This is a genomic window from Mesorhizobium kowhaii (genome assembly GCF_003253745.1).
Taxonomy (GTDB): Bacteria; Pseudomonadota; Alphaproteobacteria; order Rhizobiales; family Rhizobiaceae; genus Mesorhizobium; species Mesorhizobium kowhaii.
This window is the reverse complement of sequence record NZ_MZXV01000076.1, coordinates 18,435-30,665: the sequence shown is the minus strand read 5'-3', so window position 1 is coordinate 30,665 and position 12,231 is coordinate 18,435. Positions and strand designations below refer to the sequence as shown.

Genomic DNA, 12,231 nt, shown 5'->3' with positions numbered 1-12,231 from the left:
TGTGTTGGGAGGACGCCAAGGCAAACACCCCATGGAGGATTCTCGCACATGATTGGGATGGATTTTGGCCGCCTGTTCAGCTCACTACCACCGCTCACTTTCCTAAGCCATTCGAGCCACGCCAGCGCGCAGCAAAACCCCGACGGGATAGAATTACCCGTGGCGTGCTGCAGCAACATGGATCTCCGGCAGGTTCAGTGGTCAGCGATCCTCGAGACGCCAGCCGATGCCTTGCACACTGACCTGCCTTAGGCTACCCGAACTTCCCGCCAAGTTGTCCTGGGCATCCCAGCCGTGCGAGCCCCCATATGACTGCGAACGAGAGATGCGGTGAGCCCCCCGACGTTAGTTGGGCTGGTTTAGAAGGTTTGTGCAAACGGTTAGGCCTGTATACCTCGGCATAATACCGGCAGCAGCCGCAGTAGTGTTAATCTCACTGCGGCCTTTGGAATCCCCCCACCAGGGGCAAACCTGCCGCGCCGGTGTGCACTTTGACCGCAACAACATGCCCGCTTAACCGGCGCGGCTACCCTTCAAAAGGCGTCGACGCTCGAATTTTGTCACGACCCTATTTGACGAGCCTACTCTTCGAGCGAGAAGGTCTGCGAGATGACCCCGAGCGCCTGATTGGATTAGCTTTGCCTGATTGGATTAGCTTTGAGGGAATCCCCCAAGCGGAGCGCGTTGACACGAAGCAGAAGTGATGGAACCCTGACTAGAACTGCTGATGCCAGTCTCGGAGTTGGAGGCGATGGCAGATGCGAAGAAAGCGGTGTGGTGATGGACGACACCGTCCAAGGCGTCCCGAAAAGGCGCGCCAGGAAAGTCAAAAACACCAAGCAAGGCGCTGCCGATCCTGGACAGCAGACGATACAGACTGGTGTTTTTGGAGGACACCTCGCCGTCTGGGACGAGGGCGATCGCATCTTCACGCGCCAAGTGCTCCAGGATCAGAAAGCGGGGCCGCAGCCCGTTCTGATCGTGCGGCTTGCGGCCGAGCTCCCCACCCTCGCCAGCCTCGACAGGCTCGCACACGAGTACGCGCTTCGCGACGAGCTCGACAGCGCATGGGCAGCGAAGCCGCTGGCTTTCAACAAAGAAGCCGGCCATAGCACGCTTGTCCTGGAAGACTGCGGCGGCGTGCCGCTTAGCCAGCTGCTCGCACCGCGAAAGGAGGGAATGGCGATCGAGCTTTCGACCTTCCTGCGGCTTGCTATCGGCATCACCGCAGCGGTCGGCAAGGTCCATGAGCGCGGTCTCATTCATCGGGACATCAAGCCGGCGAACATCTTGGTGAACGAAGCAGACTGTCAGGTTCGACTCACCGGCTTCGGCCTGGCGTCGCGCCTTACGCGCGAGCGCCAAGCGCCCGAGCCTCCCGAGGTGATTGCCGGCACCCTCGCATACATGGCGCCCGAGCAAACGGGCCGCATGAACCGATCCGTCGACTCGCGCAGCGACCTCTACTCGACCGGTGTCACGTTTTACGAGATGGTGACCGGTAGGCTGCCGTTTTCCGCTGCGGACCCCATGGAATGGGTGCACTGTCACATTGCCAGGCGACCCGTGCCACCGTCAGAAGCTGCGACGAAAGTGCCGCGCGCCGTCTCGGCAATCGTCATGAAACTCCTCGCCAAGAACGCCGAGGAGCGCTACCAGACCGCCGACGGACTGGAAGCCGACCTGCGGCGCGCCCTGACTGAAACGGAGGGTCGCGGGTGGATCGAGGAATTTCCGATCGCTGCCCAGGATCTGCCCGACAAGTTGCTCATTCCTGAGCAACCGTATGGCCGCGAGGGTGAGATCGCCATCCTGCTTGCCGCCTTCGACCGGGTTGTTGCTGCGGGCGGGCCTGAGTTGGTGTTGGTTTCCGGCCCGGCCGGGACCGGCAAGTCGACGGTCGTGAATGAACTCCATCGCGCGCTCGTGCCATCGCGCGGGTTGTTCGCATCGGGCAAGTTCGACCAGAACCAGCGCGATGTTCCCTACGCCAGCCTGGCGCAGGCGCTGCAGGGACTTTTCCGGCCTCTGCTGGGTAAGAGCGATGCCGAGCTCGATCCTTGGCGCTCAGCACTCTCTGCAGCTTTGGGCTTCAACGGCGGGCTGATGGTGACGCTCGTTCCGGACCTCGAGTTGCTTATCGGGCCACAGCCGCCCGTCGCGGAGTTGGCACCACAGGACGCCAAGCGTCGTTTCCATTTGATCGTCAGACGCCTGTTGGCGGTGTTTGCCCGACCGGAGCATCCGCTGGCGCTGTTTCTCGACGACCTTCAATGGCTTGACGCTGCGACGCTCGACCTGCTCGAGGATCTGACCACGCACCCGGAGGTGCGTCACCTGCTCTTGATCGGTGCATATCGTGACGACGAGGTCCCGCCGACCCACCCCTTGATCCGGCGGCTGACCGCGATCAGGGAGGCTGGCGGGCGCGTACATCAAGTTGGACTGACTCCGCTAAGGCTGACCGATGTGAGTCGGATGCTGGCTGATGCTCTTCATTGCGAGAGCAACCGTGTCCTGCCGCTCGCGCGACTAGTGCATAAGAAGAGCGCCGGCAATCCCTTCTTTGCCCTTCAGTTCATCCTGGCTCTGCCGGAGGAAGGGCTGCTTGGCTTCGATCGTGCCCACAGGCGCTGGGATTGGGACCTCGAAGGCATTCGGGGGAAGGGTTATGCTGACAATGTTGCGGATCTGATGCTCGGTAAGCTCAGGCGCCTGCCAGCCTCAACGCAACGTGCCCTGCACATGCTGGCCTGCCTCGGCAATCGCGCGACGATCGACACGCTGACCATGATCCGGGGCGAAAGCGACGAAGCGGTGCACGCCGCATTTTGGGCTGCGGTACGGGCCGGGCTGGTGTTGCGCGAGGAGGTGTCCTACCGGTTCCTGCACGATCGGGTACAGGAGGCCGCCTACGCGCTGGTTCCAGAAGACGAACAGGTCGTGGCGCATCTGGCGATCGGTCGCTTGCTCCTCGCTCGCACCCCTCTGGAGGCCCTTGCGGATCGCATTTTCGAGATTGTCGGCCACCTCAATCGAGGAACGGCGCTGATCGTGTCGGGCAAGGAGCGCGAGCGCCTCGCCGACCTGAACCTAGCTGCCGCCCGCCGCGCAAGGTCGTCGGCGGCATACACTTCCGCGCTGACCTATGCAGATTTGGGAGGCGCCCTGCTGCCAGACGATGCATGGGATCGGCGGTATGAGCTTGCCTTCGCGCTCGGGCTGCTGAGAGCCGAGTGCCTATTCCTCACAGGTTCTACGGCGGAGGCGGAGGCGCGCCTCGCGCCCTTGTCGCGCCGCGCTACGAGCCTAACTGACCTTGCCCGCGTCACGCGGCTTCGAGTGGACCTTTCCATGAGCCTTGGTCGAAGCGACCTGGCCATTTTGGTCGGGCTCGACTACCTGCATCGCGTAGGGATTCGGTGGACGGCTCATCCCACCAGAAATCGGGTGCGGCGCGAATACACACGGCTGTTCCAACAGCTCGGAGACCGCCCGATTGAAGCGTTGCTCGACCTGCCCTCAATGGCAGATCCGGTCGCACTGGCCACCATGGATGTCCTTACCTCACTCGTAACCCCGGCCTTGTTCACTGACGAAAACCTGCGCTGCCTCGTGATCGGACGTATGGGCAACGTCAGCTTGAAGTACGGCAACAGCGACACGACGCCCTATGCCTACACCGCGGTAGGCACCGTGCTGGGACCTTACTTCGGCAAGTACGAGGTCGGTTTCCGGTTCGGTCTCCTCGGGCTGGACCTGGTCGAGCAACCTGGAATGGACCGCCTGAAAGCGCGTGTCTACCTCGCTTTCGGCAACCTTGCCAAGTCCTCCCCACGGCATGTGCGGACGGGACGCGCGCTCGCTGGGCGGGTCTTTGACACTGCACAGCAAGTAGGCGATCTCACATATGCCGTGCTGAGCCGCAACAACCTGCTTACCTATCTTCTTGCTGGCGGTGAGCCGCTTTCCGAGGTTGAACGTGACGCGCAAGCCGGTCTGGACTTCGCGCGCCAGGCCGGCTTCGGTGTGGTTGTCGGTTTCATTGCCGGGCAACTGCAGCTCGTTCGAACGCTTCGTGGACTGACGCCGGTGTTCGGTTGCTTCAACGACACAGGTTTCGATGAGTTTCAATTCGAGCGAGATATCGACGGCCGACCGGGTAGTTGCTTGTACTGGATCCGCAAGCTGCAGGCGCGCTGGCTTGCCGGCGAATACGTCACCGCGCTTGCAGCGGCCTCGAAAGCGCAGGGCCTCCTCTGGATGACACCTGCCATTTTCGAGCGGGCGGAATACCATTTCTACGCCGGCCTTTCGCTGGCCGCACTTTGCGATGAAGTCTCGGCTACCGATAGCTCTCAACACCGGAAGGATCTGCGTGGCCACCGTCGTCAGCTTGAGGAGTGGTCCAAGCACTGCCCGGAGAATTTTGGGAGCCGCGCAGCGCTGCTAGGAGCGGAGAGCGCGCGATTGGACAAGCGGACGCTCGACGCTGAACGCCTCTACGAACAAGCCGCCCAGCTTGCCCGAACGAACTTGCTGCCTAACGACGAAGCGATCGCTTATGATCGCGCTTCAGCCTTTTACCGCAGGCGCGGGTTCGATCAGATTGCCGCGCTTTACCTGCAGAATGCTCGCCGCTCCTATCAGCGCTGGGGAGCCGACGGTAAGGTTCGGCAACTCGACGAGCTCTTTCCACAGTTGCGGAATGAAGAAACCGCAGCCGCTGCGACAGGGACGATCGAAGCACCGGTGGAACATCTCGACCTCGCAACAGTGATCAAGGTTTCGCAGGCTGTGTCGGGCGAGATCGTCCTTGAGAGGCTTATTGAGACAGTTCTGCGGATTGCACTCGAGCAAGCGGGGGGTGAGCGAGGCCTGCTGATCGGGTCGCAAGGAAGCGAACCGCGTTTGATGGCGGAGGCCAGCACGAATGGCAACGCGATCGAAGTCGATTTGCGCGACGAACCCCTTGAGTCGGTCAGTTTGCCAGGTTCGGTGCTTCGCTATGTCATGCGCACGAAGGAAAGCGTGATCCTAGACTCCACCACCAGCAACGAAGCATTCGCCGAGGATCCGTATCTCATTCAGCATCCTGGACTGTCGATCCTCTGTATGCCCTTGCTCAATCAGTCCGTGCTGTCAGGTGTGCTCTACGTCGAAAATAATCTCGCCTCTCGCGTGTTCGCGCCGGCACGGATGGCAGTGCTGAAAATACTCGCTTCGCAAGCGGCAACGGCGCTCGTGAATACCGGCTTGTACCGCGATCTCGAGGAACGCGAAGGTCGGATCCGCCGACTGGTCGAGGCCAACATCATCGGGATCTTCATCCGGGATATCGATGGCCGAATTGTCGAAGCGAATGAGGCTTTCCTCAGCATGGTCGGCTATGGTCGCGACGACCTACTCGGCGGACGCCTATCCAGCGCGCAGCTGACGACGGAGGAATGGCGGGATCGTGACGCCGAGGCTGAGGCTGAGCTGAAGGCGGTCGGTAGCGTTCAACCATTCGAAAAGGAGTACCGGCGCAAGGACGGCTCCCGCGTGCCGGTGTTGATTGGCGAGGCAAGCTTCGAAGGAAGCGCGAACCAGGCTGTCGCTTTCGTGCTTGATTTGTCCGAGCGCAAGCGGGGAGAGGAGAAACTTCGTGCGAGCGAGTCCCGCTTCAGAACATTTGTCGATCACGCCACTGACGCATTTTTCCTGCATACCGACGACCTGACCGTCATAGACGTCAACCGGCAAGCCTGCGAAGGCCTCGGATACAGCCGCGAGGAGCTCATCGGAATGCATCCGCGCGAGTTTGATGGAGGTCTCGACCAAGAAGCACTGGCGACGGTAGTTAATCAGGTGGATTCCGGACAGACGACGACTTTCGAAACCCTCCACAGGCGTAAGGATGGGACCGTTTTCCCGGTCGAAATTCGCGCCGGCAGATTCCAACTGGGACATGAGTGGCTTCGTCTTTCACTGGTGCGTGACATCACCGATCGTAAGCAGGCGGAGAATGCCCTACAACTCGCGCAAGCCGAGCTGGCTCATGTGAGCAGGTTGACCATGATGGGTGAGCTTGCGGCTTCAATCGCCCACGAGGTCAGACAGCCTCTCACCGGTCTCGTCGGCAGTGGCAACGCGGCTCTCCGTTACCTGGATGCGGATCCACGAGACATCATCTCCGCTCGTCGCGCCGTGGAGCGGATGGTCAGTGATGCATTCCGGGCATCGGAGGTCATCGACCGGATACGGGCAATGGCCAAGAAGTCGCCGGAACGTCGCGAGTGGTTGAGCATCAACGAGGTCGTTTTGGAAACGATCGCTTTGATAACCACGGACCTGCAACGCGCCACCGTCTCGTTAACCACCAAACTATCGAACAATCTGCCGGTGGTTCTGGGGGACCAAGTCCAGATACAGCAAGTCATTCTCAACCTGCTCATGAACGCCAAGGATGCGATGGCGGGTAATCCGATAGGATCACGCGAGCTCTCGATAAGCACTGAGCAGCTGGTCGACGACACCATCATGGTGGCTGTGCGTGACAGCGGCCCGCGGATCGACTCGGCGAAGATCGAGGAAATGTTTGAGGCGTTCTATAGCAGCAAGCCAAAGGGCATGGGGCTCGGCCTGACCATCAGCCGTTCGATCATCGAGGCTCACAACGGTAAGCTCTGGGCCGTGCCAAACGGCCCACGTGGCGCTATTTTCCAGTTCACGTTGCCAGTTGAGGGGAAATCGCAATAAGCTCTAGCGTCCGACCCGCCAGCATGATCGGATCGAAGTTGGGGCGCGTAGATGAAGGACGTTGTCTACATCATTGACGATGATGTGTCGGTCCGGGAGGGCGTAGGGGATCTCTTGCGCTCCGTTGGGCTTGAGGTGCAGACCTTCGCTTCGGGTCAGGACTTTCTGGACACAAAGCGCGCCGACACTCCTGGGTGCATCATCCTCGATGTCAGGCTGCCGGGGCGGAGTGGGCTTGAACTGCAGAAAATTCTCCAGAATCTGAGCATTCACCTTCCAGTGATTTTCATAAGCGCCCACGGCGACGTTCCGATCTCTGTACGGGCGATGAAATCCGGCGCCATTGAGTTTCTGACGAAGCCGCTGCGTGAACAGGAGTTGCTCGACGCAGTCCATGCCGGGATCGAGCGGGACCGCGCTCGGCGGGAAGAGGCCAAGCTGATCGCCGACCTCCGCACGCGCTACGATTCCTTGACGGCCCGCGAGCGAGAGATCATGCATTTGGTGGTCACCGGCAGCGTCAACAAGCAGATTGCCGGCCAAGCGAGTCTGAGTGAGGTGACCGTAAAGGTCCACCGCGGTCACGTTATGCAGAAGATGCGGGCGAAGTCTCTCGTTGACCTGGTCCGCATGGCGGACAGTCTGGGCGTCACGGCACAGCCGGCGCGGGCCAAGTAGCGTCGGTCGGCGACACGAAGCTAGAGGGCAGTACTACCCTGGAGTAAATGGGCCAGCTATTTAGCCAGCCAGTTCACCGCCTCAGCAATAGCGCGCCGATCGCCATCGCGACCCTGCCGTAGCGGCTTGTTCGGCTCTTCCCGGCACCGCATTCCTAACACCTACCGGCGATCTTCGGATAGGGATGGTGCTTGATGGGCGCAAGCCCGAGTGTCATAATTTGTGCGGAGGATATAGGGTTGAGCATCGAGATGGCCCACCCACAGTCGACCGTTGTCGTCATCGACGATGATCCGGCAGTCCGCGAGACGCTCGGCAGCCTTGTGCGATCCGTAGGGCTGCAAGCGAAGCTTTTCGGCCACGTGCGCGAATTTCTCGCCGCCGCCCGCCCAGACGGGCCCGCGTGCCTCGTGCTCGACGTCCGGCTTCCCGGACGCAGCGGCCTTGAATTCCAACGGGACCTCGCGGCGGATAACATCCATATCCCGATAATTTTCATCACCGGGCATGGTGACATCCCCATGACCGTGCGAGCGATGAGGGATGGCGCGATCGAGTTCCTCACCAAGCCATTCCGCGACCAGGACCTACTCGACGCGATCCAGTTGGGCCTGGAGCGGGACCGCGTGCGGCTGGATGACGAAAAGTCCTTGACCGAGCTGCGCGCCCGCTTCGAGAGCCTCGGTCAGCGCGAGCGCGAGGTCATGGCCTTGGTGGTGGCTGGACGGGCGAACAAACAGACTGCCTACGAATTGGGCGTCAGCGAGATTACGGTCAAAGTTCATCGTGGGCAGGTGATGAGAAAAATGAAAGCTGCCTCCCTGCCTGATTTGGCGCGAATGGCCGACAGGCTGAACATGGGATTGGAGCGATCGCACGAAGGGGTCAGCTCCCGCAGCCCGTAGCCATTCACACGCTCAATTTAGTGCGGCGGAAAAATAGGATTACTGCGGGCACGGTAGTGGGCCGTTATCCGACTTGTCTTTGAGGAGCTGCACGTCGAGAGCGGAAAGGAATATCGCGGAGCGGAGTCTTAACGGCTGGAGATACCGTTGCCGAGGGCCGCACGAAGACAGCCGAGCAGATCGCCTTCGGCAAAGGGCTTAAGCAAGTAGCAGCGCACTCCGGCGTTTAGCGCGCGCATCCGAATCCTTTCATTGGGGTAGGCGGTGATCAGAATGGTCGGAATAACCCTGCCGGCCCCCGCGAGACGTTCATGCAGATCGAGCCCGCTCATGCCGGGCATGTTGACATCTGCAATCAGGCAGTCAGTACGGCCAAGATGGTCAGAGGCTAGAAAATCCTCCGCAGAGCCAAACGCCTCGGCGGAAAATCCCACCGATCTAATCAGACCCTTGGTGGTTTCTCGAACCGACTCGTCGTCATCGACGACCGCAATGACTGCCTCTCGCTTCAATCTCGAAACTCTCAATCTCGCGCCAATCGCCACGCGCACTGCCGTGCACGTTTCTAATCTACTGAGATCCTTAGCTGATCAAAAGGCGCTACGAATTATACGAAGGTATAGTCAGCGCGGCTGCCTGGCTCGCTTCGGCGGCGTGCCTGGTCTGCGCCTGCTCTCGGGGAAGCGCGACTTCGAAGCGGGCGCCGCGCGGTTCGTTTGCGCGAGCCGAGAGCTGCCCCCCATGTGCTTCCACGATGGATCGGCAAATCGACAGCCCCATGCCCATCCCGTCCGCCTTGGTCGTGAAGAAGGACTGGAAGATGCGGTTGACAGTCTCCGGATCGAGCCCCGGGCCTGAATCGCGCACCGACACGACGACGTTCTGCGCCTCCTCGTTTCCGGAAGTGATCACCAGCTCTCGCGGCTCATGATCGTGCATCGCCTCAATCGCGTTGACAACAAGGTTGAGGAGCGCCTGTTGCAGCTGGACCCGGTCCCCCTGGATGGGTGGCAAATCGTCGGCGAGCCGGGTGCGGAGCACGACTCGATTTCGTTCGATATCGCTGCGTGCCAGCGCGATTACATCGAGCACGATGTCGTTAAAGGAGAGCCGATCCATCTTGACCGGAGACTTGCGAACCAAAGCGCGGATTCGACCGATCACTTCGGCCGCGCGGTTGCCGTCCTTCAGAATGCGGGCAAGCATTTGCCGCGCCTCATCGAGGTCCGGCGGCTGCCTGTCCAACCAGCGCAGCCCGGCACCGGCGCCATTCACGATGGCGGCGAGCGGCTGATTGATCTCGTGGGCGATCGAAGCGGCAAGTTCGCCCAACGTGCTCATGCGCGCAACATGCGCGAGTTCGGCTTGTGCGAGTTGTAGGGCATCCTCCGCCCGCTTGCGCTCGGTGATGTCGTTGTTGGTCTCCAACACACTGGCCGGGTTGCCTTGCCGGTCGCGCTGCAATGCCCATCTGCTCGCCACCACCACCTCTGAGCCATCGCGCTTGGTATAGACCAGTTCGCCGTCCCAGCGGCCGAGGGAGTGCAATTCCGCATTTATCGCGGTGAGCGGTGCGGGAAAGCGCGTCTTCAACAGGTCGTGCGTAATCCGCCCGACGGCTTCTTCCGCGCTCCATCCGTACAATTCCGCGGCGCCGCGGTTCCAATAGGAAATGACGTCGTCCATGTTGCGGACGAAAATCGTGTCCTGCGTCAGGTCGAGAAGGGCGGCCTTCTCGCGCTCGCCCGCTTGTGCCGATTGACTCTGCAGGACGAGATATGCCGTCACTGCGATCACAGTGCTCCTGATAGACATACGTAGCAAGGCATCTTCTATCGGCCCGATCGGAGGCGAGATCAGATAACTCAAAACGAGAAGTGCGACGCACCCGGCGGCGACGAGCACAAGCTCCCTTCCATAGCAAAAGCGCGCGGCCAAGAGCACGACCACGATGTAAACCAGCGGGAAGGAGATATCATTTGGGTCGACCGTATCGACGATAAAGGTCCCGGCTGCCATCGCGGCAGTCGCGATGGGAAGGAGCACAGCGGAACGGTTCCCTCGTGACGCCGCAGCCGCGTATGGCGCAGTTTCGAGCTTCAAGGATCCGCTCCAGGGCACTGTTTCAAGTCATTTTACACTGCAGCGGCATACCAAGTCTACGTGACTGCGATTGTGCGCAGCAGGGAAGCTCGATCCTGTCCCGGGCAGCGCCACCCACTTTTTTGAGAACCCAGCCTAGGCTGCGGCTGCGCTGCCGCCGGGGCGTTTCCGAGCATGCCCAGATGAAGTGGATCACAGGTGCGGCAGGTCGCAATCGCGCGCAACCTAGCGTGGTCGGCGCGCCTGGCGATGAAGGTCTGTCGCGCCTCCTGCAAAATTATGCAGGCGAAATCCGATTTTTGTCACTCCGATAGCGGCCGGCTTGGGCTGACGGCGCCGCCTCTCGCACGAAGTGGCCGGTTAGTCTCGGTATACAGAAGTATAACGTCGGCCGCGCTCCCGAATGGTCGCGTGATGCGCTCTTTCGTTTTTCGTTAGGGCAGTTGACCAACGTGACAATGGCATGAAGCCTCGGCGATCCATAGTATTTCAAGCCGAAGGACGGAGATAGTTACATGCTGGAGCGCCTATATCTACAAACATTCTGCATGGACTGCAGCCGGAATGTTTTTGGGCTGCTGCGCGGGGCGGGTGCTCCTTGCGTCGCGCTTGGTGCCGGCCTCGCGCTTGGCATGATCTAGAGCCGGAGCCACGACGCCAGACGAAGTTTGGACATCAACGATTGGGCTCAAACGCCATGCGTTTTGGGCTCGCTGGAAGGATGGGAAGATGAACTACGCAAAAGATCCGCGGCGCGAACAGCTGGTCAATCTGCGCCAATGGAAGGCCGAACAAGAGCGCAAGGCAGCACGACGGCCAGCGTTCATCCCCAACTCGCCGAAGGGCCTTTGGTTGCTCTGCGTTCACCTGGCTGCCAGGCCGAACCCAGTCTTCACCACGGCTTTTGCATCCATAATTCTCGTGTTGACCAAATGGTCAAAATGACTTGGCGATTGAGCCGGATTGGATGGCTCGAACTGATGGAGATCACGATGTTAGCCCTCGGCGCTCGGCGACCTGGAGATAGCATGTGCAGCACCATCATCTCTCGAGGGGCGAGTTTCAGCGGGATGCGGGTTGCTCCTGCCCCCGCAGTGTGAACAGCCATGTTGAAGTCGTCCCCCAACTCTCCTGACCGCTTTCTTGAATCGGAAGCCACGATGTTTTCTGGACCCGGGGAGGTCACGCGCGAGTACGTCGACAACATGCTTCTCACCGCTCTGCAAGAGGCGCATTCAGTGGCGCGCTCCTACGATACGAAGGCGCAGATCGTCGGCGTCGGCTACATCCTCGCCGTCAATCTGGCGCTGCATTTTGGCGATCTCCTGCCGACACATCCGCCGATCGGGCCGCTGTTCTATGCGGGAGTCTGGGGCATAGTCATCATGCCGATCGTGCAGTTTGGCCAGGTCCTCTATCCGAGCCGACGGCGGGTGGAGAAGGAACTGAAAAGCAAGATGTCCGGTGCTTCGGCAGTCCCGCCGATTTACTATGTGGATCCCCGGTCCTTTGCCAATGTGCGTGATCTGGTCCGCCAGGCGTTGAAGTCCGATTGGACGTCGGTGCTTGCCGCCGAATTGCTGATGACCTCGCGCGCCAGAACCATCAAGCAGACGCGCTTCCATCGCGGCTTGATGATGGCTGTGGTCGCTTTCATTGCACTCAGTTGCGAGCAGCTCTTGCTAAGTATGAGAATCGCATAGAGCGCAACAATTTATCGTTTCTCACCACAGATCGGAATGGTGAATTGATATATCTTGGCAAATGTCGAAGTTATTATCACAGAATATACTTCAAGTTTGGC

The 12,231-nt window shown here is 60.3% G+C and carries 7 protein-coding genes; 5 read left to right on the top strand and 2 right to left on the bottom strand.

The annotated features are described in order from the left end of the window. Window positions 1–780: 780 nt before the first annotated feature. From B5V02_RS33620 to B5V02_RS33610, 3 genes are all read left to right on the top strand, one after another. Window positions 781–6,741, top strand: a complete 5,961-nt coding sequence (locus tag B5V02_RS33620; protein WP_111548277.1) for an AAA family ATPase — start codon at window positions 781–783, stop codon at window positions 6,739–6,741. Between the two features lie 51 nt (window positions 6,742–6,792). Then, the gene (locus B5V02_RS33615; protein WP_111548276.1) at window positions 6,793–7,419 is read left to right on the top strand and encodes a response regulator transcription factor; all 627 of its coding nucleotides are present in this window, start codon (window positions 6,793–6,795) and stop codon (window positions 7,417–7,419) included. 251 nt (window positions 7,420–7,670) lie between these two features. Further along, complete coding sequence (locus B5V02_RS33610) at window positions 7,671–8,324, top strand: response regulator transcription factor (protein ID WP_111548540.1); 654 nt, start codon at window positions 7,671–7,673, stop codon at window positions 8,322–8,324. Between the two features lie 128 nt (window positions 8,325–8,452). On the opposite strand, the gene B5V02_RS33605 is transcribed toward B5V02_RS33610, so the two are convergent. Next, complete coding sequence (locus B5V02_RS33605) at window positions 8,453–8,836, bottom strand: response regulator transcription factor (protein ID WP_111548275.1); 384 nt, start codon at window positions 8,834–8,836, stop codon at window positions 8,453–8,455. Window positions 8,837–8,924: 88 nt separating this feature from the next. Beyond that, window positions 8,925–10,427, bottom strand: coding sequence for a PAS domain-containing sensor histidine kinase (locus B5V02_RS33600; RefSeq protein ID WP_146606205.1), 1,503 nt, complete (start codon window positions 10,425–10,427; stop codon window positions 8,925–8,927). A 729-nt stretch (window positions 10,428–11,156) separates the two neighbouring features. On the opposite strand from B5V02_RS33600, the gene B5V02_RS33595 reads away from it, so the two are divergent. Both B5V02_RS33595 and B5V02_RS33590 read left to right on the top strand, forming a co-directional pair. Beyond that, window positions 11,157–11,372, top strand: a complete 216-nt coding sequence (locus B5V02_RS33595; RefSeq protein ID WP_111548273.1) for a hypothetical protein — start codon at window positions 11,157–11,159, stop codon at window positions 11,370–11,372. Window positions 11,373–11,587: 215 nt separating this feature from the next. Continuing rightward, window positions 11,588–12,130, top strand: a complete 543-nt coding sequence (locus B5V02_RS33590; RefSeq protein ID WP_111548272.1) for a Pycsar system effector family protein — start codon at window positions 11,588–11,590, stop codon at window positions 12,128–12,130. Window positions 12,131–12,231 lie beyond the last annotated feature (101 nt).